The organism is Microlunatus capsulatus, assembly GCF_017876495.1.
Lineage (GTDB): Bacteria > Actinomycetota > Actinomycetes > Propionibacteriales > Propionibacteriaceae > Microlunatus > Microlunatus capsulatus.
Genome location: NZ_JAGIOB010000001.1, coordinates 3202175 through 3226279 on the forward strand (window position 1 = coordinate 3202175; position 24105 = coordinate 3226279).

The window sequence follows — 24105 nt, forward strand, 5'->3', positions numbered from 1 at the left end:
CGAGGACGGACGAGAAGCACATATGTGCAGGACGGCAGGCCCGGCTGCGGGGTCCGCGGTCCCGCGGTCGGCCGCTTCCGTGCTGTCGGACCCGTCTGCCAAGGTGACCTGCACCACTGTTCCGTCGGGGGAGTCGACGACGCCTCGACCTGAAGGCCAGGAGAGCCCATGGACCCATCACGCACCCGGGGGCGGCGCGCGCCGTTCCTCCGCCGCACCACCGTCCTGGCGGTCGCGGCGCTGGCGGCCTCGCTCGCGCTCGCCGTGCCGACCGCCGACGGCGCGGTCGGGCGCGGGAGCCGCAGCACACAGGAGCCGGGGGTGACCGTCAGCCTGTGGGAGTGGAACTGGCGCTCCGTCGCCCGCGAGTGCACCGACGTGCTGGGCCCGGCCGGCTACGACGGCGTCCAGGTCGCCCCGCCGCAGAACTCGCTGAAGCGGACGGCGCTGGGCAACGGCTCGGACACCGTGCTGCACCCCTGGTGGGAGGTCTACCAGGCGGTCAGCTACGACCTGACCAGCCGGATGGGCACCGAGGCGCAGTTCAAGAAGATGGTGAAGACCTGCCGCAGGGCGGGGGTGAAGGTCTACGTCGACGCGGTCATCAATCACACCACCGGCCAGGGCAGCACCTCCTACGGCGGCGTCGACTACACGCCCTACCGCTACGACGGCCTCTACGGCCCCGAGGACTTCCACGCCCCGAGCGGGGAGTGCCCCTCCAGCGACGGCGGGATCCAGGACTTCAACGCCAAGGCCCAGGTCTGGAACTGCAACCTGGTGGGCCTGGAGGACCTGCGCACCGGGAGCGACGACGTGCAGGCCGAGATCGCCGGCTACCTCAACAAGCTGATCCGCTACGGCGTCTCGGGCTTCCGGGTGGACGCCGCCAAGCACATGCCGCCGCGCGACCTCGACGCCATCTACTCCCGGCTGAACCGGACGAAGGACGGCGTGAAGCCGTACTGGTCGCTGGAGGTGCTGCCCGGCGGACCCGGCGTGCTGCGGCCCGAGGCCTACCTGCGCTCGGGTGACGTGCTCGGCGTGGACGGCGCCCGCCAGATGCAGCAGGCGTTCAAGAGCTACACCGCCGACCACACCGGCAGCCTCTCCTCGTTGGAGGTGTTCGGCGCCGCCGCCGGCCTCACGCCCAGCGGGAAGACCGTCTCCTTCGTCACCAACCATGACAGCGAGCGGAACGACGCGGGCGACTACCTCAACTACAAGGACGGTGCCACCTACGTGCTGGCGCACCAGTGGCTGCTGGCCGACGGCTACGGGTCGCCGCAGGTCTACTCCAGCTTCGCGTGGGTGACGAAGGACGACTCGCCGCCGGCCCGGGCCGACGGCCGGATCACCGACGCCGTCTGCGGCCAGGGCTGGACCTGCGTGCACCGCGACCGCGGCATCGTCGCGATGGTCGGCTGGCACGACTACGTCGGCGCGGCCAAGCGGGTGAACTTCTGGACCGACGACGCCAACGTCGTGGCGTTCAGCAAGGGCAACCGCGGCTGGGTGGCGCTGAACAACGGCACGGCGCCGAAGGAGGTCCGGGTGCAGACGGGGCTCCCGGGCGGCCGCTACTGCGACGTCGTCAGCGGGGCCGAGCAGGCCGGCGGCTGCACCGGGACCGTGGTGACGGTGGGCAGCACCGGCTTCGCCACGGTCACCGTGCCGGCCAAGGGCGTCGTCGCCGTCACGCGGGCGAGCCGCCTCTGAGGTGCGGGCGGACGAGCACGGGACGGTCCGCACCGCCGTGGTGCGGACCGTCCCCCCGGCTCAGCGGTCGAGGTCGACCGCCAGGTCGGTGACCGTCACCGGGAACCGGCCCTGGAGGTCCACGTCACCGGTCAGCAGGTCGACGGCGTAGAGGCCCGAGCGCCCGCCCGCGGTGAGCACCGCGAAGCCGGCGTTGCCCGTGGTCGTGCCCTTGCGGACCGTGCTGGCGATGTCGAAGCCGACGTCGGAGCCCGCGTCGACGCCCAGCTTGCCGGTGGCGGCCAGCGACCCGGCGTTCGCCGGTGACTGCAGGGCCACCTGGTCGAGGGCGGTGTCGAGGTCGAACAGCGACGTCGCCGTCGACGCGGCCAGGTCGTTGTTGGTGTACGCGGCCCCGGCCACGCCGGTGGCCGGCACGCCCAGGTAGGTGAGCGGGCCGTCCACGACGGTCGGCGCCGTGGCCGCGTTGCCGGTGCCGAAGGGCTGGCGCAGGTTCTGGCCGGTGTCGCTGACGACCCGCAGCGCGTTCGCCGCGGGGTTGAAGTCGACGCCGAAGGACGTCCCGGCCAGGGGGGTGGTGAGCCGGCCGGCCGGGGTGGCCTTGGCCGAGCGGGCGGACAAGGTGTAGATGCCGCCCTGGTCGCCGACCCCGTAGAGCTTCCCGTTCTGCACCCGCCGGTCGATGCCGACCAGCTGGGTGTCACCGGTCAGGCCGCGCACCGTGCCGATGGCGCGGGCCTTCGTGGGGCGGTCTGTGTCGAAGGAGACGAGGGCGGTGCCCCCGCGGGTCAGGCCGACGGCGTCGGCCCCGCCGGAGCCGGTGGCGGAAGCCGTGAGGGGCACCCCCACGGCGGCGGCGGAAACTGCGGCGACGGCGACGACGGCTCGACGAACTCTCATGCGGACATCCCTCTCGTGCGCCCGGACCCCGGGCTCGGTGCCACCTGCTGGCGACGGGGGTGTCTACGGGACCCGCGCCCCTGGTGTTGAAGGACCGGCCCGACGTCTCGGCCGCTCCACCGGCGCGACCGCTCCGAACTCCCGGTGAACACGGCCGCCGACGGCTGCGTAGGCAGTCCCGGACGAGGGGACCAGAGCGGGGGCGGTGCGGTGCAGCGGGGCGGTGACCTCTCGGCGGACAGCGGGCTGCGCGCGGCCTACGCGGCGCACGGGGCGGAGCTCTACCGGTTCGCCCTGCGCGGGCTGGGCGACGCCGGGCTGGCCCAGGACGCCGTGCAGGAGACGTTCCTGCGGGCGTGGCAGTCGGCCGCCCGCTTCGACCCGGACCGCGCGAGCCTGCGGGTCTGGCTCTTCGCCATCGCCCGCAACGTCATGATCGACCTGCACCGGCGGCGGACGACGGCGTCGTTCGCGCCGGTGGCGGCGGAGGCGGCCACCGAGGCGGCGGAGCGCCGTCCGGGCGCCGACGCGACGGAGCAGGTGCTGGACCGGACGCTGGTCGTGCGCGCACTGGGCGCGCTCAGCCCTGGACATCGAGAGGTGATCGTGGAGACCTTCCTGCGGGGACGCAGCTACGACGAGCTGGCCGCCAGCACCGGGGTGGCGGCCGGCACGCTGCGCAGCCGCGCGTTCTACGCGCTGAAGGCGCTGCGGGTCGCGATGGAGGAGATGGGGGTGTCGCTGTGACCGACCACGACGAGCTCGGGCGCGGCCCGGGCGACGACGCGCACACCGCCCTGCGCGAGCTGCTGGGGGCGCACGTGCTGGGGCAGCTGGGCCCGGACGACCAGGCCCGCGTCGACGCCCACCTGGCCGGCTGCGCGGGCTGCCGGGCCGAGGTCGCCGCACTGGCGCCGGTGGTGGCCGCGCTGCAGGAGCTCGACCCGACCGCCGCCGACGCCCTGGACCCGCCGGCGGGCCTCGAGGACGAGGTGCTGGCCGCGGTGGGGGGCCGGCGGCGGGCGGGGGCTCGGCGGGCGCGGCTGCGCCGCGCGGGGGTGGGGCTAGTGGCCGCAGCCGGCGTGGCCGCCGCCTTCGCCGCCGGCGTCTGGTCCGCCGGGCCGCGCGACGAACCACCCGTGATCGCCGTCGACCTGCGGCTCGACGCCCCGGGCCTGACGGCCGACGCCGGGCTGGTCCGGCACACCTGGGGGACCGAGCTGAAGCTCGAGGCGACCGGCCTCGCGGCCGGTCAGAGCTACGCCGTCACCTTCGTCACCGACGACGGCTCGCAGGTCAGCGCCGGGAGCTTCCTGGGCACCGGGGCCGACGCGGTGCGGTGCAGCGTCAACGCGGCCGTGCCCGTCGACCAGACGCGTCAGCTGCGGGTCACCGACGCGCAGGGCGCTCTGGTGATGGACGCCGACCTGGGCTGAGCGCTCAGGCGATCCAGCGGGAGAACCACACGTCGTCGACGAGGCGACCGTCGACGAGGGCGAACTCGTCGCGGAACCGGGCCTCCTCGACGAAGCCGGCCCGCTCGTAGAGGTCGATGGCCGTCGCGTTCGTGGACAGCGCGCGGACCTCGACCTTGCGGGCGCCGCGGACGCGCGCCTCCTCGACGGCGGCGGCGAGCAGCTTCGCGCCGATGCCCTGGCCGCGGGCCGCAGGTGACACCAGCAGCCCGAGCAGCCGGATGACGTGGGCGTTGCTGGGCACGGGGAACTGCCGGTCGAGGTCGACGTGGCCGAGGATCACCCCCTCGGGCTCCTCGACGGCGACCAGCACGTCGTGCGGCTGGCGGTGCGGACCGAAGAAGGCCTCGTCGACGGCCATCCGGGGACGGGCCCGCACCTCGAGCGCCCAGGCGGCGTTCTCCAGGGTCGCGAGCGCTCGTTCGTTCTCCGGGGCGGCCGGATGCACCTCGATCCACGGCATCGGACGACCGTAGCAGCCGGGCGCCGGACCCGGTCGGGAGGTTTACTTGATAATTCAAGTCAGCGCTCCTAGGATGAGTTGCAGCATCAAGCGATGCTCCCTGCGACCGAGAGCCGACCCATGACCTCCCTGTTCGAGCGCGGCGTCCCCGCCGGCGCCTACGACGCCTTCCTCCCCGGCGCGGTGGCGGCCAGCCGTCGGCAGCCGCTCTGGCAGCCCGAGGACGGCCCGCTGCCGTCGCTGTTCCTGAGCCACGGCGCCCCGCCGCTGCTGGACGACGCGGAGTGGATGGACAAGCTGCTGGCCTGGTCGCTCTCGATGCCCAAGCCGCGGGCCGTCCTCATCGTCAGCGCGCACTGGGAGTCGGCCCCGCTGTCGCTGTCCTCCAGCGCCGCCGCCGCCCCGCTCGTCTACGACTTCGGCGGCTTCCACCCGCGCTACTCGGCGCTGACCTACCCGACGCCGGACGCCTCCGCGCTCGCCGCCCGGGTGCACGCGGTGATGGGCGACACCACCACGGTGCACGAGCACGCCCGCCGCGGCCTCGACCACGGGGCCTGGGTGCCGCTCATGGTCATGTACCCGGTGGCCGACGTGCCCGTCCTGCAGCTGAGCCTGCCCACCGAGGACCCGGGCGACCTGCTCGCCCTCGGCGCCCGCCTCCGCTCGCTGCGGGAGGAGGGCGTGCTGGTGATCGGCTCGGGCTTCACCACGCACGGGCTGCCCTTCCTCACCCGGGCCAACGCCGCCGGCGAGGTGCCGGCCTGGTCCTCCGACTTCGACCAGTGGGCGGCCGAGCTGCTGGCCGAGGGCGACGTCGACGGCCTGGCCGGGTTCCGCGACCACGCGCCGGGCATGCCCTGGTGCCACCCGACCGTCGAGCACTTCATCCCGATGTTCGTCACCTTCGGGGCCGCCTCGGCCGAGCCGCGCACCGCGGTGACGACGATCGACGGCTACATGATGGGGCTGTCGCGCCGCTCGTTCCAGCTCGGCTGACCCGGGGGACCGGCGTCGGCGGCCGACGGACAGGATGACGACGTGAGCGATCTCGCGCAGACCTGGCCCGACGGCGTCGAGCGGATGCTGGCCGGCGCCCGCGCGCACGGCCTGGCCGTGGAGGTGCGGCCGCGGCCTCCCGCCCGCAGCCTGCCCGAGGCCGCCGCGCTGCTCGGCCTCACCCCCGCCGACATCGCCAAGACCCTGGTGCTGCGCCGCTCCGACGGCAGCTACCTCTTCGCGGTGCTGCCCGGGGACACCCAGCTGGCCTGGCCGAAGCTGCGGGCCCTGGTCGGGGTGAACAAGCTGACGCTGCCCGACGCCGGGGAGGCGCTCGCGGCCACCGGCTACGCCCGCGGCACCATCACCCCGGTGGGCAGCAGCACCGCCTGGCCGCTCTGGGTCGACGCGCGGCTCGCCGGCCGACGGGTCGCGATGGGGGCCGGCGACCACGGCTACAGCGCCTTCGTCGACGTCGACGCCCTGGTCACGGCCTACGGCGGGGTGGTCGCCGACCTCGCCGAGCCCGCCGGCTGAGCGCGGCGGGCGTCGGGTCGCGCGGGCCGTCGCGCCGGCGGGCCGTCCGGCTCCGCACCCCTACACTTCCCGGCATGGCCAACCCGGGGGACCACAGCCGACGCGTGCTCGCCTCGGTCTGGCTGCTGGTGGGGGCCGCCATGGTCGCCGTGCCGGTCTGGCTGGGCTGGACGCGCTGGCAGCCGATCCTCATGGGGCACCCGCTGATGCTGGTGCTGTCGATCGGCTGCGGGCTGCTCGGCTTCGTCGCACTGGCCTGGGCGCTGGCCAGCCTGGTCCTGGGCGACCGCTCCGACGGCGACGACGGCCCGACCCGGACGCCGCGGCAGCACGCGCGCCGCGCCAACCGGCGGATCGCGCTGGCGGTGCCGGCCCTGTTCCTCTGCACGCTGCTGGTGGTCTCGCTCGCCTGGTCACGGCCCTTCGCCGCCGCTCCCGTGGCGGTCGCGGCCATGCGCTCGGAGGGCGACGTGCGGGTCTCGGACCGCCTCACCTGGTTCGAGATGGCCTCGACCGCCCGCGACGACGACGACCAGGTCGTCCGGCCGACGACCGGCCTCGTCTTCGTGCCGGGCGCCCGGGTCGACCCGCGGGCCTACGCCCACGTGCTGCGACCGCTCGCCCAGGCCGGCTACCTCGTCACGGTGCTCAAGGAGCCCTTCGGCATCTCCTTCGTCGACGCCGGTCACCCGGAGCGGGTGATGCGGGCGCACCCCGAGATCGCGCAGTGGGTCGTCGCCGGGCACTCCCTCGGCGGCGTCACGGCTGCCTCCTTCGCCGACGACCACCCCCGGGTGGGCGGTGCGGCGGTCGCCGGCCTCGTGCTGTGGGCGTCCTACCCCGCGGGCCGGCTGGAGCGCGCCGACCTGGCGGTGACCTCGGTCTCGGCCGAGCGCGACGGGCTCAGCACCCCGGCCAAGGTCGACGCGTCGAAGAGCAAGCTGCCGCCGGACACCACCTACGTCGTGGTGCCCGGGGCGGTGCACAGCTGGTTCGGCGACTACGGCGAGCAGCCGGGTGACGGCACCCCGACCGGTGACCGCGACGAGGCGCAGGCCGAGATGACCCGGGCCACCCGGGCGGTGCTGGCCGCGGTGACGCCGAGGCCCGCGAAGAAGAAGTAGCCGGACCCGCCCCGACCGGTTCGGCGGCCGGGCGGCGCGTCCCTAGGATCGGGGGATGAGCGCACAGGGACTGCAGCAGGCCCAGGACAAGATGGCCGCCGCCGGGGTGAACCCGCAGGCGGTCGACGTCTTCAGCCACTACTACCACCAGCTCGAGGAGGGCGTCACCGGGTTCATCCCCGAGGACAGCATCGAGCCGCTGGAGCACCCCGACCTGCTCAGCGACGTCACCGTCAGCGACGAGGACGCCCGGGCGGCCCTGGCGGCGACGGTGGTCATCAAGCTGAACGGGGGCCTCGGCACCTCGATGGGCCTGGACCGCGCCAAGTCGCTGCTGACCGTGCGCGACGGCAAGAGCTTCCTCGACCTCATCGTCGACCAGGTCCGGGCGGCCCGTCAGACCTACGGGGCCAAGCTGCCGCTGGTGTTCATGGACAGCTTCCGCACCCGCGAGGACACCCTCGCCGCGCTGGCCGGCTACGACGACCTGGCCGTGGACGGCCTCGACCTCGACTTCCTGCAGAGCCAGGAGCCGAAGCTCCGCGCCGACGACCTCACCCCGGTGGAGTGGCCGGCCGACCCGACGCTGGAGTGGTGCCCGCCCGGGCACGGCGACCTCTACACCGCCCTGGAGGCCTCGGGCATCCTCGACCGGCTGCTGGCGCTCGGCTACCGCTACGCCTCGGTGTCGAACTCCGACAACCTCGGGGCGGCCCCCGACGCCACCATCGCCGGCTGGTTCGCGGCCAGCGGCGCGCCCTACGCGGCCGAGATCTGCCGGCGGACGGCGGCCGACCGCAAGGGCGGGCACCTCGCCATCCGCAAGGCCGACCGGCAGCTGATCCTGCGCGACACCGCGCAGACGGCGAAGGAGGAGATGCACTACTTCACCGACGAGCACCGGCACCCGTACTTCCACACGAACAACCTGTGGTTCGACCTGCAGGTGCTCTCCCGCACGCTCAAGGAGCGGCACTCGGTCCTGGGCCTGCCGCTGATCAAGAACGAGAAGACCGTCGACCCGTCCGACCCGACGTCGACGCCGGTCGTGCAGATCGAGTGCGCGATGGGCGCGGCCGTCGAGGTCTTCGAGGGGGCGACGGCCATCGGCGTCGGCCGCGAGCGGTTCCTGCCGGTCAAGACGACCAACGACCTGCTGCTGCTGCGCTCCGACGTGTACGAGGTCGACGACGCCGGGCACCTGGTCCGGGTCGCCGACCCGGCGCCGCTGGTGGACCTGGACAGCCGGCACTACAAGACGATCGCGGCGTTCGACGAGCGGTTCCCGGCGGGGGCGCCCTCGCTGCGCGGGGCGAGCGGGCTGGCCGTCGAGGGGGACTGGACCTTCGAGGCCGACGTCACCGTGGTGGGCGCCGGCCGGCTGCCCGACGAGGGCGAGCCGCGGACTGTGCCCGCCGGGACCCTGCTGCAGGGCTGACCGGACGCGACGAGGCCCGCACCCCCGGCCGGGGTGCGGGCCTCGTCGTCGTCCGGGTCACGGCTCAGGCCGTCGTCACGACCTCGTCGTAGTCCAGCCGCGGCTGGCGCGGGCGGTAGGACTCCTCGCTGGGGTGGCCGAGGTTGACGACCAGGAAGACGCGGTGGCGGCCGTCGGGGAAGAACTGGCGGCTGACCGCCTCGGCGTCGAAGCCGCCCATCGGGCCCGCGGCCAGGCCGGCGGCGCGGACGGCCAGGATGAAGTAGCCCGCCTGCAGGACGGCGTTGGTGTGCGCCGCGGCAGCCCGGGCCTGCTCGTCGGCGAAGTTCGCCTTGGCGTTCGGGTAGACGGGGAAGACCCGGTCCAGCTCCTCGTGGAAGTCGACGTCGGCCGCCAGCAGGGCCACGAGCGGGGCCGCGGCGGTGCGCTCCTTGTTGCCACCGGCCATGTGCTCGACGAGCTGCTCGCGGGCCTGCTCGGAGCGGACCAGCACGATGCGCAGGGGCTGGGTGTTCATGGCGGTCGGGCCCCACTTGAGGAGCTCGTGCACGGCCTGGACCTGCTCGTCGGTCACGGGCTCGTCGGAGAAGGTGTACGCCGTCGCCGCCCGGCGGAACAGCTGGTCCGCGACGTCAGCGGAGATGGCGAGCCCGGAGTCGAACTCCTGCTCGAAGTCGGTCAGGTCACGGGTCACGTCGAGGTCGGTCACGGGTGGTTCAACAATCAACTACTTCGGGTATTCCGGTCGACCGCTGAGGCCTGCGCCACACGCCGCGGCGGTCCGGGTCTGCGACGATGGGCCTCCCGTCGAGACCCGGAGGTGGACGTGGACGAGGCTGCCCTGCCCGCCTGGCACCAGGCGCTGGCCTACGCCGTCACCGGCGTCCGCTTCGAGGACCTGGGGCGTCAGGACCGGCCCGACCTGGAGTCGCTGGCCGCCCTGCTCCGGCCCCGGCTGGGCGTCCAGGTGGACCTCGCGGAGCTCACCCGGGCCCACCCGCTGCCGCCCGACCTGGCCGAGGGCCTCGGACCGGCGCAGCTGGGCTCGGCCGTGGCCGAGCTGCGCCGCCGGCTCAGCGGACCGCCGCCCGCCGTCGTCGCCGACCCGCGCCCGCTGAGCGCGGACGAGCGGCGGCTGCTGCAGGACGTGCCCCCGCACCACGGCGTCTGAGTCGTCGGGGGAGCGGCGTCAGCTGCGGTTCTGCGCGCGCAGCAGGTCGCGGATCTCGGCCAGCAGGTCCTCGCTGGAGGCCGCCTTCTCGGGCTCGGCCGCCTTGCGGATCTGGCTGAAGCGGTTGTAGGGCACGACGACGGCGAAGTAGAGCACCGCGGCCGTGAGCAGGAAGGTGATGAGCGCGGTGATGAAGTTGCCGACGTTCACGCCGTTGACGGCGATCTCGCTCAGGCCCTTGACCTGGATGACGAGGCCGAGCAGGTCGAGGACGATCTTGGTGAACGCATCCACCACGGCGGCGAAGACGGTGCCCATGACGAAGGCGACCGCCAGCTCGATGAGGTTGCCCCTCAGGATGAAGTCCTTGAAACCCTGCAGCATCCTGTTTCCTCCGGCGTGTGGGTGGGTATCGCGGTCCGACCCGCCGGACGCTAGCAGAGGGTCCCGGCGACGGACAGGGCCGCGTCAGCGCCACAGGACGGTCAGCGGACCCCGGGCGGCCGCCCGCGCCAGCCGCGTCCCGGTCCCGGGCGGCACCTCCACCAGCACCAGGCCGCCGGCGCTGCCCGGCGCGGCCTCCTCCTCGATCTGCGGGATGGTCACCACCCGGGCGGCCGGGGCCACCACGTCGGCGGTCCCGTCCTGCTCGTCGGTGCCCACGAGGTCGACGACGTCGCCCGGCCGGAGCAGGGCGACGACCCCGGCGTCGGCGAGCCGCACCGGGGTCACCACCCGGGCGGAGGACGGCCCGGCCCGCGGGGCGACGAGGGCGAGCGGCGTCAGCACCTGGCCCCGCGCGAGCGGGGCGCTCACCGCCCGCCCGACGACGGCGGCCGAGGCGTCGAGGGCCGCGGCCGGGAGGTCGTCGGACCGCAGGGCGCGGGGTTCCACGTCGGCGGCGGCGAGGACGCTGCCCCCGGGCACCTCCCGGACGGCGACCAGCACGGTGCGCTCGGGCGGGCCCTCGGGGAGGGCGGCCGACACCCCGGTGAGCACGGCCAGCGCGGCCGCGACGGCGGCGAGCGGCCGCCGGTGCCAGGACGCGGCGCGGAGCAGGGACCGCAGCGGGTGCCGGCGACCGGCGGGGGCGCCCGGACGGCGGCGGGAGCGGACGGAGGTGGTCACGCCGTCAGTCTCGGGAGGCGACGGCGCAGCGTGCGCGCCGTCCACAGTCCTAGCTGCTGGCGGCCTTGCTCCCTGTGGACGACGAGGAGGAGGAGGACGAGGAGGAGCCGCCGGAGGAGGACTCCTTGGCCGGCGCGCTCCCGCTGCTGCCCGAACCCGAACCCGAACCCGAGCCCGAGTCGCCGGAGCCGCTCGGGGCCGCCTTCTCCTTGGCGGGGGCCGGCTTGCTGCTGCCGCCGTCGGACGAGCCACCCTCGGAGGGGGCCTTGCGGCTGTCGGTGCGGTAGAAGCCCGAGCCCTTGAAGACGACGCCGACGGCGTTGAACACCTTGCGGAGCGAGCCGCCGCAGTTCGGGCACTCGGTCAGCGCCGCGTCCGTGAACTTCTGCACGGCCTCGAGGTCGTGCCCGCACTCGGTGCACCGGTACTGGTAGGTAGGCATGAGCGTGCTCTCTCCGGTTCAGGTCGATCAGGCACCGGATGGCGACCCGGCGCACTTAGCACTCCAGCATACCGACTGCCAACGACCGTCCGGCCGCGTCGGCGGAGGGCGCTCCTCCGGCGCGGCGCCGGCACCCCGGCCCGGTCACTAGAGTGAGCCGGTGCGTCGCCTTCCCCGCTGGCTGCTGTTCCCCGCCATCGTCGTCGTGCTGGCGCTGGTGGTGCTGCCCTTCCTGGCGGTCAGCGCCGTGCGCGAGTCCTCCCCGACGACGACGGGCGAGCTGACCCTGCCCGGCCTGACCGCTCCGGTCGAGGTGCTCCGCGACGGCAGCGGCGTGCCGCACGTCTACGCCGACAACCCCGAGGACCTCTTCGAGGCCCAGGGCTTCGTCGCGGCGCAGGACCGGTTCTTCGAGATGGACTTCCGCCGCCACCTCGCCGCCGGCCGGCTCGCCGAGCTGTTCGGGGAGTCCCAGGTCAGCACCGACGCCTACGTCCGCACCCTGGGCTGGCGCCGCGTCGCGGAGGAGGAGCTGCGGCTGCAGTCGTCCTCCACGCGGCGCTACCTCGACGCCTACGCGGCCGGGGTGAACAGCTACCTGCGCGAGCGCTCGCCGGCCGAGCTGTCGCTGGAGTACCGGCTCCTCGGGCTGCAGGGCCTGCGGACCGCGCCGGAGGACTGGACCGCGGCCGACTCGCTGTCCTGGCTGAAGGTGATGGCCTGGCAGCTCGGCTCCAACCTGGACGCCGAGGCGTCCCGCGGCCAGCTGAGCGCCCTCCTGGGCCCGGAGAAGACCGCGGTCCTGTTCCCCGAGCACCCGCTCGAGGGCTACGACCCGATCCTCGACCGCGGAACCGTGCGGCAGGGCCTCTTCGACCCGCGCGCGGGAGCCGTCTCGCGGCGTCCCGCCCCGGCCGGGCTCACCGCGGCCGAGCTGCGCTCCGGCGGGCCCGCGCTGACCGAGGCCGCCCAGGTCGACCGGGTGCTGCCCGAGGTCCTCGGCACCGCCGACGGGGCCGGCGGCATCGGCTCCAACTCCTTCGTGGTGGCCGGCTCGCGGACAGCCAGCGGACGGGCCCTGCTGGCCAACGACCCGCACCTGGCGACGTCGATCCCCTCGACCTTCGCCCAGGTGGGGCTGCACTGCCGCACCGTCTCCAAGGCCTGCCCGTTCGACGTCTCGGGCTTCAGCCTGGCCGCGGTGCCCGGGGTGGTCATCGGCCACAACGCCACGATCGCCTGGGGGATGACGACCAGCTACGCCGACGTCCAGGACCTCTACCTGGAGCAGGTGCAGGGCGACACCGTGCGGCGCGGCGACGCCTACGAGCCGCTGGAGCTGCGCACCGAGGAGATCCGGGTGCGCGGCGAGGAGCAGCCGCGGGCGCTCCGGATCCGCTCGTCGCGGCACGGCCCGCTGCTCTCCGACGTCAGCGCCGAGCTGCAGCGGATGGGGGCGCAGCGCGGCCAGTCCGGCGGGTCGGGCTACGCCGTCGCCGTCGGCTGGGTGGGCTCGACGCCGGGCCGGACGATGGACGCCCTGATGGCCCTCAACCGGGCCCGGGACTTCGCCCAGTTCCGCTCCGCGCTCTCGCTGCTGTCGGCGCCGTCGCAGAACGTCGTGTACGCCGACACCGCCGGCAACATCGGCTACCAGCTGCCCGGCGACCTGCCCGTGCGCGGCCGCGGCGACGGGCGCACCCCGTCGCCGGGCTGGGACGAGCGCTACGACTGGACCGGACGCATCCCCTTCGCGGAGCTGCCCTACACCTACAACCCGCCCAGCGGGTACCTCGTCGCGGCCAACCAGCCGGTGATCGGGCGGCAGTACCCCTACCCGGTGGGCTCGGAGTACTCCTACGGCTGGCGCAGCCAGGAGATCCGGGACCGGCTGGACGAGGCCCCGCCGCTCACCCTCGACGCCGCGGAGCAGATCTTCTACGACGAGACCGTGCGGCCCGCGGCGCAGCTGGTGCCGGCGCTGCTCCGGGTCAAGGTGGCCGACCCGTGGGTCGCGGAGGGCCAGCGCACCCTCGTCGGCTGGGACTACAGCGCCTCCGCCGACTCCGCTCCCGCGGCCTTCTACAACGTCGTCGTGCACAACCTGCTGGAGCTGACGTTCCGCGACGAGCTGCCGCAGGACCATTGGCCGCACGGCGGCGACCGCTGGTACGCCGTCGTCGACGCCCTGCTGGCCGATCCCGACAACGCCTGGTGGGACGACGTGACCACCGAGCGGGTCGAGCGCCGCGACGACATCCTGCTGGCGGCCATGACGGCGGCCCGCTCCGAGATCACCTCGCTGATGTCGCGCGACCCCGCCGGCTGGACGTGGGGCCATCTGCACCAGGTCCGGCTGGAGAGCCTGACGCTGGGGCAGAGCGGGATCGCGCCGGTGGAGGCGCTGTTCAACCGCGGCCGGTACCCCGTCGGCGGAGGACCCGGGGTGGTCAACGCCCAGGGCTACGACGATCTCGGGGGCTACGCGGTGACCACGGCCCCGACGATGCGGATGCTGGTGGACCTCGGCGCCCTCGACGACTCCCGCTGGGTCAACCAGAGCGGGGTCTCCGGGCACGCCTTCGACGAGCACTACGACGACCAGACCGCTCTTTGGGCGACGAACCGGACGCTGCCGTTCCGCAGCTCGCGGTCGGCGGTGGAGTCGGCGACGGCGGAGCGGCTGGAGCTGGTGCCCGGGGGCTGAGCCCTTCGACAGGCTCAGGGCGCGCGGGAGTCCACACCGAGGGCGCGGAGCTAACTCCCGCTGCCTGAGTTCGTCAGCCCTTCGACAGGCTCAGGGCGCGGGGGTCGACAGGCTCAGGGCGCGGCGGTCACGAGGCTCAGAGCGCGGAGGGGCCGCCGAGGTCGAGGAGCTGCAGGCCGGCGGGGACCTCGACGCGGAGGTCGACGACGTCCGGGGTCGGTCCGAGCGGCACCCGGACCTCACTCCAGCCCTCGCCCAGCGCCGGCGCGGCCGACGTCGAGCCCAGGAGCTGCCAGGGCTCCTCGCCCACGGGCGCGCGGTGCAGCACCTGCAGCGGACCCCCCGTGCCGCGCACCCGCAGCCGGAGGTCATCGGCGGGGGTGACGGCCCAGAAGTCGACCGACGCCACCGCCCGAGCGCGGACCGCTGTGACGGCCTCGCCCACCAGGAGCTGGTCGGGCACCAGGTCGGCGCCCTCGTGGTCGTCGAAGTCGGCGGCCCGCAGCACCGTCGTGGCCAGGTCCGTCGGCGCCGGGTCGGACCCGGCCACCGTCAGCGGGAGCCGGGCGCGGACGTCGGCGACCGAGCGCCCGACGAGCAGCTCGTGCTCCCCGGGCAGCAGGGCGTGGGCGCCCGCCCGGACGTCCCAGACCGTCAGCCGGGCGGGGTCGACGACGACCGTCACCGTCTGCGTCGTGCCGGGCTCCAGGGTGGCCCGGGCGTACCCGACGAGGCGGACGGGGTAGACGAGCCGGCCGGGCGCGGTCCGGCGGGCGAAGACCTGCACCACCTCCGTCGTCGTCCGGTTCCCCGGGTTGCTGAGCTCGGCGGTGACGACCAGCGGCTCGGCCGGCGGCGGCCCGGCCGTGAGGGCGGCCGGCGCCAGCGCCGCCGGACCCCAGGTCACCGCCTCGTAGCCGAGCCCGTGGCCGAAGGGGTACCGGGCGGGCGCCGGGTCGTAGCCGTAGGTCTGCCGACCGGTGATGAGGTCGTAGTCGAAGACGTCCGGGGCGGCTCCGGGGTCCGCGGGCCACGCCTGGGCCAGCCGGCCCGACGGCTCGGCCACCCCGCGCAGCACGTCGGCCAGTCCGTGGCCCAGCTCCTGGCCGCCGTGGCTGCTCCAGAGCACCGCGCCGCAGCCGGCCTCGACCTCGTCGAGCGCGTAGGGGTAGCTGGAGACGACCACGAGGACGCAGCGGTCGTTGGCCGCGCGCGCCGCCCGGAGGATCTCGCGCTGCCGGGCGGGCAGCACGAGGTCGGGCCGGTCCTCGGTCTCGCGGCCGGCGAGGTGGGGCTCGTTGCCGGCGGTGACGACGACGACGTCCGCGGCGGCGGCCGCCGCGGCGACGTCGGCGAGCCCGGCGACCACGGTGGACAGCTCGAACCGCTCGGCCTGCTCCCGCCCGGCCGCCCCGACCTCCAGCCGGTCGGTGCTGCGCTGGCGGCGCACCCAGCTGCGGGTGCCGCGGTGCCGCAGCGACCAGGTGCCGTCCTCGGCACGGTCGAGGGCGAAGCTCTCCTGCACCTCCCAGCCGCCGACGCGGGTGGCGCCCGCCCGCAGCGTGCGGCCGTTCTCCACCGTCAGCAGGTGCCCGTCGGCCGCGGTCAGGGTGACGAGGCCGTGGCCCCAGTCGTCGAGGGTGAGGCGGGCGTCGTCGTCGGGGACCTCGCCGTCGGCGACCAGCCCGCCGGTGGCCCGGTCCAGCCGCACGTAGCGCCCGGTCGTCGTCGAGCGCAGGGTCACCACGTCGGCGCCCTCGGCGGTGCGCACCGCGCCCGACTCGGCGAGCGCGTCGGCCAGCCCGACGACGTAGGGCGGGGTGCCCGAGTACCAGTCGTGCAGCACCCGGCGGGCGAACGGCCCGACGACGGCGACCGACGCGCCGGCCGGCAGCGGCAGCAGCCCGGCCCGGTCGTCCAGCAGCACCACCGCGCGGGTCGCCGCCTCGCGGGCCAGCGCCCGGTGCGCCGGGGTGTCGAGGTCGTCGGCGGTGATCGCGGCGTACGGGTCGTCGTCGGGGTCCAGCTCGCCGGTCAGCAGCCGCAGGTGCAGCATCCGGGTGACGGCGCGGTCCAGGTCGTCCTCGGTCAGCAGCCCGGCCGCCAGGGCCGCGGTCAGCCGCTCGACCGTCGGGCCGGCGTCGGCGCCGCCGTCGGTGAAGGAGTCGACGCCGGCCCGCAGCGCGGCGGCGTGAGAGCTGACGTGGTCGGGGAAGTGCTGCTGGGAGCCGGCCAGGTTGCTGGGCGCGTAGGCGTCGGACACCACCAGCAGGGGGAGCGGGGCGGCGCCCCGGAGGAGGTCCAGCAGCTCCTGGCTGACGTGCGCGGGCCGGCCGTTCACCAGGTTGTAGGCGGGCATCAGGGCGCCGACGACCCCGGCGGCCAGCGGGCCGGTGAAGGCCGGCAGCTCGTACTCGTGCAGCACCCGCGGCCGCAGCGTGGACGAGCTGACGTCGCGGTCGGTCTCGTTGTCGTAGCCGAGCACGTGCTTCAGCGTCGGCACGGTGCGCCAGACCGTCGGGTGGTCCCCGCGCAACCCGCGGGCGTAGGCGGTGGCCAGCTCGGCGGTCAGGTGCGGGTCCTCGGAGAACCCCTCCTCGTTGCGCCCCCAGCGCGGGTTGCGCAGCGGGTTGACGACCGGCGACCAGGCGTTCAGGCTGACCCTCCGGTCCGCGGCGTGCTTCGCCCGGACCTCGACGCCGACCGCCTCGCCGACGCGGCGGACCAGCTCGGCGTCCCAGGTCGACGCGAGCCCGACGGGCTGCGGGAACACCGTGGCCGTGCCCAACCAGGCGACGCCGTGGGCCGCCTCGGTGCCGGTGACGAAGGGCGCCAGCCCCAGCCGGGGCACGGCCGGGACGTGCTGGTGGCAGGCGGCGACCTTCTCGGCGGTGCTCAGCCGGGCCGTCAGGGCGGCGGCGCGCGCCCGCAGGTCGGTGGGGGTGCCGGCGTCGTCCACGCTGCTCCTCGGGTTCCTGGTCGAATCGATTCGACCCGAGCGCGGGCAGGGCGTCGTCGGGTCCCGGACGGGTATCCTCGTCCATCCCGCGCTCAGATCCAAGTCCGCAGGGCTTGGGCCAAGCCTCAGCAGAAGGGGCTCGGCGTGGCATTGACCTCGCCGATCGCGCGACGTAAGGTCTCGATAATCGAAGCGCTTCGACGGTGTCGCTCCGGAGATGGGGAACCGTTCGAGCCCGCCCGTCCCACAAAGGAGTGTCGTCCGATGAGTCCCTCGACCCACCCGGGTACCGCCCCCGCCGCCTTCCGGCGCCGGTCCTTCCTCGGCCTGCTGGGTGCCGGCGCCGCCGCGACCGCCCTGCCCGCCGGGCTCGCCGGCTGCAGCACCGCGGCCACCTCGGCCCCCGCGCCCACCGCCATCGACTCGGCGATCCTGCCGAACTACAAGGCGGTCGAGTACGCCAAGCCCGACATCGCCAGCGTCAACGGCTCCACCCCGGGCTACACGACGATCCCGGAGGAGCTCGTGCAGTCGGTCCCGACGGCGCCCGGCACCGGGCGGACCATCACCGCGATGACGCCGCTGTGGGGGACCATCCCGCCGTCGAACGGCAACCAGTACTACGAGGCCGTCAACGGCATCCTCGGCTCGACGATCCAGTTCCAGATCACCGACGGCAACGTCTACGGCGACAAGCTGGCCGCCGTGCTGGCCTCGGCCAAGGACGTGCCCGACTGGGTGCAGGTGCCCTCCTGGGTCCTGCCGCCGCGGTTCGGCTCCGAGATCGTCGCGAACGTCTTCACCGACCTGACCCCGTTCCTGGCCGGCTCGGCCGTGGACAAGTACCCCAACCTCGCCAACATCCCGACCGACGCCTGGAAGGCCTGCGTCTGGAACGGCAAGCTCTACGGCCTGCCCTACCCGGACACGGTCATCCGCGACGCGACGTACTACCGCAAGGACATCCTCGACGAGCGCGGCATCACCCCGGACGTGAAGTCGGCCGAGGACCTGCTGGCCCTGGCCAAGGAGCTCACCGACCCCTCGAAGAACCAGTGGGGCGCGGAGGACCCGTGGTCCGGCATCGTCATCGCCTACGGCGTGCCGCCGAAGTGGCGCCTGGACGACGCGGGCAAGCTCATCAACCGCGTCGAGACCCCGGAGTACCGGGCGGCGCTGGAGGCCACGGCCAAGTTCTTCGCGGCCGGCGTCGTCCACCCCGACGCGGTGGCCGACCAGGCCAGCGAGGCGAAGTCGCGCTTCCAGTCCGGCAAGTCGCTGATCATGTGCGACGGCACCGGCGGCTGGAACGAGGCCCTGCGCGACAACCTGGCCAGCAACCCCGACTACGCCCAGCAGGCCTTCGCGCCGTTCGGCGGCGACGGCGGCGAGCCGCTGCTGTGGAAGGGCAACGGGGCCAACATGTTCTCGTTCATCAAGAAGACCGACGACACCGCGCTGGTCGAGGAGCTGCTGGCCATGGCCAACGTGCTCGCGGCGCCGTTCGGCACGACCGAGTTCGACCTGATCAACAACGGCAAGGAGGGCGTCCACTTCACCCGGGGCGCCGACGGGGTGCCGAAGCCCACGGCGCTCGCCGCCAAGGAGCTGCAGCCGACCTACATCTTCCTCGTCGACCCGCCGGTCGTGGAGGCCAAGGTGCAGTACCCGGGCTTCGTCGAGGCCATGTGCACGTGGATGGCCGGCGCCGCCCCGTTCGCGAAGGAGCCGCTGTTCTACGGCCAGCAGATCACCGAGCCGACGCAGTTCGCCTCCATCGCGGCGCCCTTCACCGACCTGGAGAAGGACATCGCCCGGGGCCGCAAGTCGCTGACCGACCTCGACAACGCCATCGCGGAGTGGAAGGCCTCCGGCGGTGACCAGTTGCGGGACTTCTACCAGAAGATCCTCGACCAGCAGTGAGCACCGCCACCCGCCCGACGACGCCGGCGACCGGCTCCGCCCCCACCCCGGGGGCGGCGCCGGCCCGCCGGCGGCCGGCCGCCCCGTCGGTCCCGCACCGCAAGCTGTCGCTGCGCACCCGGCTCCGCCGGGACGCCCCGCTGCTCGTCATGACCCTGCCCGCGGTCCTGCTGCTGGTCGTGTTCGCCTACGTGCCGATGCTCGGCAACATCATGGCGTTCCAGCAGTACTCGCCCTACACGGGTTTCTTCTCCAGCCCGTTCGTGGGGATCTCCAACTTCGCCCGGGTCTTCGCCAACCCGCTGTTCCTCAACGCCGTCGGCAACACGCTGGTGATCACGGCCTTCCAGCTGGTGTTCTTCTTCCCGGTGCCGATCCTGCTGGCCCTGCTGCTCAACAGCGTCCTGTCGCCCCGGCTGCGGGTGTTCGTGCAGTCGGTCGTCTACCTGCCCCACTTCTTCTCATGGGTGCTCGTGGTGACGATCTTCCAGCAGATCTTCGGCGGCGCCGGGCTGATCAGCCAGACGCTGCGCAACAACGGCTACTCCGGCTTCGACCTGATGACGAACCCGGACACGTTCCTGGTGCTGATCACGATGCAGTCGGTCTGGAAGGACGCGGGCTGGGGGATCATCATCTTCCTCGCGGCCCTCGGGACCGTCGACCCGGCGCTGCACGAGGCCGCGGCCTCCGACGGGGCCGGCCGCTGGCGCCGGATGTGGCACATCACGCTGCCCGCCCTGCGCCCGGTGATCATCCTGCTGCTGATCCTGCGCCTCGGTGACTCCCTCACCGTCGGCTTCGAGCAGCTGATCCTGCAGCGCGGCGCCGTCGGCGCCCAGGTGTCGGAGGTGATCGACACCTACGTCTACTACCAGGGCGTCGTCTACGGCGACTGGAGCTTCGCGGCCGCCGCGGGGCTGGTCAAGGGCCTCGTCAGCCTGGCCCTGGTGCTGGGCGCCAACAAGCTGGCCCACGTGTTCGGCGAGTCAGGAGTGTACAAACGATCATGAGCGCCCCCACCCCCACGCTCGAGGTGGCCCCGGTCACCGCCAAGCTCGCCCCGGCCCGTCGGCTGCGCCGCTCGAAGCACCGCCCGACCTGGGAGGAGGACCCCAGCGTCGTCGGCCTCGTCGGCAAGGGCGTCGTGCTCGTCCTGCTGGTGCTGGCGATCGTCTTCCCGCTCTACACCGTGCTGCTGACCAGCTTCTCCACCCAGGCGGAGACGCTGCGGACCGGCGGGCTGGTCGTCGTCCCCGGCGAGCTGACCGTCGAGGCCTACCGGCAGATCCTCACCGGCGGCGTGGTCACCCGCGCCGCGGCGGTCAGCATCGGCATCACCGCCGTCGGGACCCTGCTGTCCACCGTCGTCTCGGTGATGGCGGCCTACGGGCTGTCTCGGCCGAGCTCGCTCGGCCACCGGCCGATCCTGTTCGTCTTCCTGATCACGATGTTCTTCGGCGCCGGCCTCATCCCCACCTACCTGGTGGTGAGCGGTCTCGGCTTGATCAACTCCTACTGGGCGCTGATCCTGCCGGGCGCGGTCTCGGCGTTCAACATCCTCATCCTGCGGAACTTCTTCATGGGGATCGACGCCGCGATCACCGACGCCGCCCGGGTGGACGGCGCGGGGGAGTGGCGGATCCTCGCCCGGATCGTGCTGCCGATGTCGGGGGCCGTCGTCGCGGTCGTCGCCCTGTTCTACGGCGTCAGCTACTTCAACGCCTTCTTCAACGCGATCCTCTACATCAACGACAACGACAAGTGGCCGCTGCAGCTGGTGCTGCGCTCCTACGTGCTGCAGGGCGTCAACCTGCCGGGCGCGGGTGCCCAGCCCGACACCGGCACGTCGGGCGCGGTCGCGGGGCTGCCGATCAAGATGGCGGTGATGGTGCTCGCGATCATCCCGATCCTGGTCGTCTACCCCTTCGTCCAGCGGCACTTCACCAAGGGCGTCATCTTCGGCGCCATCAAGGGGTGAGCCCCCCGCGGGTCCGGCGGCCGTCCGCCGGGCCCGCGCGGGCGCCGTCCGGCTCAGTCCAGCGCGACGGTGCTGGCCCGCTCGACGACCTGGGGCGTCAGCAACCGGGTCTCGGCCAGGCCGTCGTCCAGCACCCGGCTCATCGCCATGTCGACGGCCAGCCGGCCGATGGTGGTGGCGGGGATGTCGATGGAGGTCAGCGGCACCGGCTGGGCCTCGGCGAGGGTCGCCGGGCACAGCGCGAGGACCGAGAGGTCCTCGGGCACCCGGAGCCCCCGCTCCTGCAGGCGGCCCAGCACGCCGGGCAGGGCGGCCTCGTTGTGCACGACCAGCGCCGTCAGGTCGGGGACCCGGGCCAGCGCCGCGTCCAGGGCGTCCCGGCCGCCCGGCTGGGAGGCCTCGCTCAGCTCGATGACGGTCTCGACGCCGGCCTGCTCGGCCTCGCGCCGGTAGCCGCGGAGCATCCGCTCGGCGTAGGCCGTGTGCCGGCCGAGCACCAGCGGGGTGGGGCCCACCAGGGCGATCCGGGTGTGCCCCAGCCCCAGCAGGTGGCTGACCGCCAGCCGGCCGGCCGCCTCGAAGTCCAGGTCCACACAGCTCAGGCCCCGCGGGGCGTCCGGCACGCCGATCAGCACCGACGGCTGCCTCATCTGAACCAGGAAGGGGATGCGGTGATCATCGGTCTCGATGTCCATCATCAGCAGCGCGTCGATCATGGAACCGGACGAGACGCGCTCGATGCTCGACACGTCGTCGGTCGTCAGCAGCAGGACGTCCTGGTCGTAGGTGCGGGCCTGCGTGGCCACACCGGTGACGAACTCCATGATCACGGACACGTTGACGTCGGCCCGCAGCGGCGCGACCAGCGCCAGCACGTTGGTGCGGCTGGAGGCCAGCGCCCGGGCGCCGGCGTGCGGGCGGTAGCCGAGGCTCATGATCGCGCTCTCGACGCGCGCGCGGGTCGCCGCGGAGATGGGGCGCTTGCCGCTCAGCACGTAGGAGACCGTGGAGGTCGAGACGCCGGCCGCGTCGGCGACGTCGTGGATCGTGGCCATCGTGCTCCGGTCCGGTCTGGGGGGGTCGGCTCATGGTAGCCACGGCCGGCGCCGCCGGGGACCGTCCGCGCGACGGCGTCCGCCCGGGTCTGGCCCAGCTCACCGCGCGCCACGGCCTGCTGGTGGGCGCGGACTACAACCCCGAGCAGTGGCCGCGGGAGACCTGGCCCGAGGACGCCCGGCTGATGCGGGAGGCGGGGCTCAACCTGGCCACGGTCGGCGTGTTCAGCTGGGCCGAGCTGGAGCCGACGCCGGACGCCCGCCGCTGGGGCTGGCTGGACGAGGTCGTCGACCTGCTGCACGCCGAGGGCGTCGCCGTCGACCTGGCCACGCCGACCGCGTCGCCGCCGCCGTGGCTGGGCCTGCGCTGGCCCGAGACGCTGGCCGTCGACCCCGACGGCGTGCGGATGAGCCACGGCTCGCGCAACCACTTCTGCCCCAGCTCGCCCGTGTACCGGGAGCGCTCGCTGGCCCTGGTCGCCGACCTCGTGGAGCGCTACGCCGACCACCCGGCCGTGCAGCTGTGGCACGTCGGCAACGAGTTCGGCCAGGTGTGCCACTGCGACCTGTGCGGGGCGGCGTTCGCGCGCTGGCTGGAGGACCGCTACGGCGACCTCGACACGCTCAACGCGGCCTGGGGGACGGCCTTCTGGAGCCAGCGGCTGGCCGGCTGGGACGAGGTGCTGCCACCGCGGCGGGCGCCCTACCTCGGCAACCCGACCCGCGATCTCGACTTCCGCCGCTTCGCCTCCGACGCCCTCCTGGCGCTCTACCGCGAGCAGCGCGACCTCATCACCGCCCGGGTGCCGGCGACGCCGGTGACCACCAACTTCATGGGCTTCTTCCCCCTGGCCGACTACCGCCGCTGGGCGCCCGAGGTCGACGTCGTCGCCGACGACTCCTACCCCGACCCGGAGGACCCGGCGTCACCGGCCGAGACCGCGCTCACCCACGACCTGATGCGCAGCCTCGGCGGCGGCCGCGGCTGGATGCTGCTGGAGCAGGCCTCCGGCGCCGTCAGCTGGCGCGAGCACAACGTCGCGAAGTCGGCCGCCCGGATGCGCCGCGACTCCCTCCAGGCCGTCGCGCACGGCGCCGACGGCTCCTGCTGGTTCCAGTGGCGGGCCTCCCGCGCCGGCAGCGAGCGCTTCCACGCCGCCCTGGTCCCGCACGCCGGCCCGGACACCGCGGCCCACCGCGCCGTCCGGGCCCACGGCGCCGAGCTGGCCCGGCTGCGCGGCGTGGCCGGGGCGCCCACTCGGGCCGACGTCGCCCTGCTCTTCGACTGGGACAGCTGGTGGGCCGCCGAGGCCCCGGCGCTGCCCTCGGCCCGGCTCCGCCCGCTGGACCAGCTGCGCGCCTGGCACCGACCGCTGTGGGAGCGCGGCGTCGCCGTCGACGTGCGGGGCAGCGGCGACGACCTCACCGGCTACCGCCTCGTGCTGGCCCCGTCGGCGTTCCTGCTCGACGACGACGCCCGGGACCGGCTCGTCCGCTACGTCGCCAGCGGCGGCACGCTGGTGCTGGGCCCGTTCTCCGCCGTCGTCGACGCGAGCGCGCACGTCCGCACCGGGCCGTTCCCCGTCGGGCTCACCGAGGTCCTCGGGGTGGCCGGTGAGGAGTGGCTGCCGCTCGCCGACGCCGACCCCGTCGCGCTGGCCGGGGAGGTCGCGGGCCCGACGGGCCTGTGGGCCGAGCGGCTGCACGCGGCGGACGCCGAGGTGCTGGGCCGCTTCGCCGGCGGCCCCGTCGACGGCGGCCCCGCCGTGCTGCGGCACGGGCACGGCGCCGGGCGCGCCTGGTACGTGGGCACCGTCCCCGCGCCGGAGGTGCTCGACGACCTGGCCGGGCGCTGGCTCGCCGACGCCGGGGTCGACGGCGCGCTGACGGGCCTGTCCGACGACCCGCTGCCCCCGGGCGTCGAGGTCACCCGCCGCGGCGACCACTGGTTCCTGCTCAACCACACCGACCACGACGTGCGCCTCGGCCTCACCGCCCCGGTGCGCGACCTGCTGACGACGACCCACCACACGCACCACCTCGACCTCCGCGCCGGAGACGTCGTGGTCCTGGACAAGGAGTGA

The 24105-nt window shown here is 74.2% G+C and carries 21 protein-coding genes; 13 read left to right on the forward strand and 8 right to left on the reverse strand.

All coding sequences use genetic code 11. The features are described from left to right. The first annotated feature begins 168 nt into the window (after window positions 1–168). A complete protein-coding gene (locus tag JOF54_RS14785; RefSeq protein WP_210057205.1) occupies window positions 169–1719 on the forward strand; it encodes an alpha-amylase in 1551 nt (516 codons plus the stop codon). 60 nt (window positions 1720–1779) lie between these two features. On the opposite strand, the gene JOF54_RS14790 is transcribed toward JOF54_RS14785, so the two are convergent. Then, complete coding sequence (locus JOF54_RS14790; protein ID WP_210057207.1) at window positions 1780–2619, reverse strand: DUF4394 domain-containing protein; 840 nt, start codon at window positions 2617–2619, stop codon at window positions 1780–1782. Between the two features lie 210 nt (window positions 2620–2829). Between JOF54_RS14790 and JOF54_RS14795 the strand changes: the two genes are divergently transcribed. Continuing rightward, window positions 2830–3366 carry a sigma-70 family RNA polymerase sigma factor gene (locus JOF54_RS14795; RefSeq protein WP_210057209.1) on the forward strand — a complete coding sequence of 179 codons (537 nt, stop codon included), beginning with the start codon at window positions 2830–2832 and terminating at the stop codon, window positions 3364–3366. After that, window positions 3363–4055, forward strand: a complete 693-nt coding sequence (locus JOF54_RS14800; RefSeq protein ID WP_210057211.1) for a zf-HC2 domain-containing protein — start codon at window positions 3363–3365, stop codon at window positions 4053–4055. The genes JOF54_RS14795 and JOF54_RS14800 overlap by 4 nt, the downstream gene beginning before the upstream one ends. Window positions 4056–4059: 4 nt before the next feature. Here the strand turns inward: JOF54_RS14800 and JOF54_RS14805 are convergent, their stop codons facing one another. Next, the gene (locus JOF54_RS14805; protein WP_210057213.1) at window positions 4060–4557 is read right to left on the reverse strand and encodes a GNAT family N-acetyltransferase; all 498 of its coding nucleotides are present in this window, start codon (window positions 4555–4557) and stop codon (window positions 4060–4062) included. 120 nt (window positions 4558–4677) lie between these two features. Here JOF54_RS14805 and JOF54_RS14810 point away from each other — a divergent pair, with 120 nt between their 5' ends. The 4 genes from JOF54_RS14810 (at window position 4678) to JOF54_RS14825 (ending at window position 8655) form a co-directional block, all read left to right on the forward strand. Further along, on the forward strand, window positions 4678–5556 hold the full coding sequence (locus JOF54_RS14810) for a dioxygenase family protein (protein ID WP_210057215.1): 879 nt from the start codon (window positions 4678–4680) through the stop codon (window positions 5554–5556). Window positions 5557–5598: 42 nt separating this feature from the next. Then, on the forward strand, window positions 5599–6093 hold the full coding sequence (locus tag JOF54_RS14815; RefSeq protein WP_210057217.1) for an aminoacyl-tRNA deacylase: 495 nt from the start codon (window positions 5599–5601) through the stop codon (window positions 6091–6093). A gap of 74 nt (window positions 6094–6167) precedes the next feature. After that, window positions 6168–7217 (forward strand): alpha/beta hydrolase, encoded by a 1050-nt coding sequence (locus JOF54_RS14820; RefSeq protein ID WP_210057219.1) that lies wholly within the window; start codon window positions 6168–6170, stop codon window positions 7215–7217. Window positions 7218–7272: 55 nt separating this feature from the next. After that, window positions 7273–8655, forward strand: coding sequence for a UTP--glucose-1-phosphate uridylyltransferase (locus JOF54_RS14825; protein WP_210057221.1), 1383 nt, complete (start codon window positions 7273–7275; stop codon window positions 8653–8655). 64 nt (window positions 8656–8719) lie between these two features. On the opposite strand, the gene JOF54_RS14830 is transcribed toward JOF54_RS14825, so the two are convergent. Further along, a complete protein-coding gene (locus tag JOF54_RS14830; protein WP_307804203.1) occupies window positions 8720–9364 on the reverse strand; it encodes a malonic semialdehyde reductase in 645 nt (214 codons plus the stop codon). A gap of 117 nt (window positions 9365–9481) precedes the next feature. Between JOF54_RS14830 and JOF54_RS14835 the strand changes: the two genes are divergently transcribed. Beyond that, window positions 9482–9826 carry a hypothetical protein gene (locus JOF54_RS14835; protein WP_210057224.1) on the forward strand — a complete coding sequence of 115 codons (345 nt, stop codon included), beginning with the start codon at window positions 9482–9484 and terminating at the stop codon, window positions 9824–9826. Between the two features lie 18 nt (window positions 9827–9844). On the opposite strand, the gene JOF54_RS14840 is transcribed toward JOF54_RS14835, so the two are convergent. From JOF54_RS14840 to JOF54_RS14850, 3 genes are all read right to left on the reverse strand, one after another. Continuing rightward, window positions 9845–10210: an MscL family protein gene (locus JOF54_RS14840; RefSeq protein WP_210057225.1), complete on the reverse strand. Its 366-nt coding sequence runs from the start codon at window positions 10208–10210 to the stop codon at window positions 9845–9847. Between the two features lie 84 nt (window positions 10211–10294). Then, window positions 10295–10954: an SAF domain-containing protein gene (locus JOF54_RS14845; RefSeq protein ID WP_210057227.1), complete on the reverse strand. Its 660-nt coding sequence runs from the start codon at window positions 10952–10954 to the stop codon at window positions 10295–10297. Window positions 10955–11003: 49 nt separating this feature from the next. Beyond that, window positions 11004–11396 carry an FmdB family zinc ribbon protein gene (locus tag JOF54_RS14850; RefSeq protein ID WP_210057230.1) on the reverse strand — a complete coding sequence of 131 codons (393 nt, stop codon included), beginning with the start codon at window positions 11394–11396 and terminating at the stop codon, window positions 11004–11006. Window positions 11397–11556: 160 nt separating this feature from the next. On the opposite strand from JOF54_RS14850, the gene JOF54_RS14855 reads away from it, so the two are divergent. Further along, window positions 11557–14103 carry a penicillin acylase family protein gene (locus JOF54_RS14855; RefSeq protein ID WP_210057231.1) on the forward strand — a complete coding sequence of 849 codons (2547 nt, stop codon included), beginning with the start codon at window positions 11557–11559 and terminating at the stop codon, window positions 14101–14103. A 136-nt stretch (window positions 14104–14239) separates the two neighbouring features. On the opposite strand, the gene JOF54_RS14860 is transcribed toward JOF54_RS14855, so the two are convergent. Beyond that, complete coding sequence (locus JOF54_RS14860) at window positions 14240–17062, reverse strand: glycoside hydrolase family 3 C-terminal domain-containing protein (RefSeq protein WP_210057234.1); 2823 nt, start codon at window positions 17060–17062, stop codon at window positions 14240–14242. Between the two features lie 264 nt (window positions 17063–17326). Here JOF54_RS14860 and JOF54_RS14865 point away from each other — a divergent pair, with 264 nt between their 5' ends. From JOF54_RS14865 to JOF54_RS14875, 3 genes are read left to right on the forward strand one after another with little or no spacing between them, the layout of a single operon-like run. Beyond that, window positions 17327–18985: a type 2 periplasmic-binding domain-containing protein gene (locus JOF54_RS14865; RefSeq protein WP_210057236.1), complete on the forward strand. Its 1659-nt coding sequence runs from the start codon at window positions 17327–17329 to the stop codon at window positions 18983–18985. Continuing rightward, the gene (locus tag JOF54_RS14870) at window positions 18982–19998 is read left to right on the forward strand and encodes an ABC transporter permease (RefSeq protein WP_307804205.1); all 1017 of its coding nucleotides are present in this window, start codon (window positions 18982–18984) and stop codon (window positions 19996–19998) included. Before JOF54_RS14865 ends, JOF54_RS14870 begins: the two co-directional genes overlap by 4 nt. Further along, window positions 19995–20966, forward strand: a complete 972-nt coding sequence (locus JOF54_RS14875; RefSeq protein WP_210057238.1) for a carbohydrate ABC transporter permease — start codon at window positions 19995–19997, stop codon at window positions 20964–20966. Before JOF54_RS14870 ends, JOF54_RS14875 begins: the two co-directional genes overlap by 4 nt. 53 nt (window positions 20967–21019) lie before the next feature. Here JOF54_RS14875 and JOF54_RS14880 read toward each other — a convergent pair whose 3' ends face one another. Beyond that, window positions 21020–22021, reverse strand: a complete 1002-nt coding sequence (locus tag JOF54_RS14880) for a LacI family DNA-binding transcriptional regulator (RefSeq protein ID WP_210057240.1) — start codon at window positions 22019–22021, stop codon at window positions 21020–21022. A gap of 32 nt (window positions 22022–22053) precedes the next feature. On the opposite strand from JOF54_RS14880, the gene JOF54_RS14885 reads away from it, so the two are divergent. Further along, window positions 22054–24105 carry a beta-galactosidase gene (locus tag JOF54_RS14885; RefSeq protein ID WP_210057242.1) on the forward strand — a complete coding sequence of 684 codons (2052 nt, stop codon included), beginning with the start codon at window positions 22054–22056 and terminating at the stop codon, window positions 24103–24105.

Excerpts from the sequence above, each read along its gene's own strand:
- JOF54_RS14785 (WP_210057205.1), top strand. The coding sequence starts at position 169 with ATGGACCCATCACGCACCCGGGGGCGGCGCGCGCCGTTCCTCCGCCGC.
- JOF54_RS14790 (WP_210057207.1), bottom strand. The coding sequence starts at position 2,619 with ATGAGAGTTCGTCGAGCCGTCGTCGCCGTCGCCGCAGTTTCCGCCGCC.
- JOF54_RS14805 (WP_210057213.1), bottom strand. The coding sequence starts at position 4,557 with ATGCCGTGGATCGAGGTGCATCCGGCCGCCCCGGAGAACGAACGAGCG.
- JOF54_RS14810 (WP_210057215.1), top strand. The coding sequence starts at position 4,678 with ATGACCTCCCTGTTCGAGCGCGGCGTCCCCGCCGGCGCCTACGACGCC.
- JOF54_RS14820 (WP_210057219.1), top strand. The coding sequence starts at position 6,168 with ATGGCCAACCCGGGGGACCACAGCCGACGCGTGCTCGCCTCGGTCTGG.
- JOF54_RS14825 (WP_210057221.1), top strand. The coding sequence starts at position 7,273 with ATGAGCGCACAGGGACTGCAGCAGGCCCAGGACAAGATGGCCGCCGCC.
- JOF54_RS14840 (WP_210057225.1), bottom strand. The coding sequence starts at position 10,210 with ATGCTGCAGGGTTTCAAGGACTTCATCCTGAGGGGCAACCTCATCGAG.
- JOF54_RS14850 (WP_210057230.1), bottom strand. The coding sequence starts at position 11,396 with ATGCCTACCTACCAGTACCGGTGCACCGAGTGCGGGCACGACCTCGAG.
- JOF54_RS14865 (WP_210057236.1), top strand. The coding sequence starts at position 17,327 with ATGAGTCCCTCGACCCACCCGGGTACCGCCCCCGCCGCCTTCCGGCGC.
- JOF54_RS14875 (WP_210057238.1), top strand. The coding sequence starts at position 19,995 with ATGAGCGCCCCCACCCCCACGCTCGAGGTGGCCCCGGTCACCGCCAAG.
- JOF54_RS14880 (WP_210057240.1), bottom strand. The coding sequence starts at position 22,021 with ATGGCCACGATCCACGACGTCGCCGACGCGGCCGGCGTCTCGACCTCC.
- JOF54_RS14885 (WP_210057242.1), top strand. The coding sequence starts at position 22,054 with ATGGTAGCCACGGCCGGCGCCGCCGGGGACCGTCCGCGCGACGGCGTC.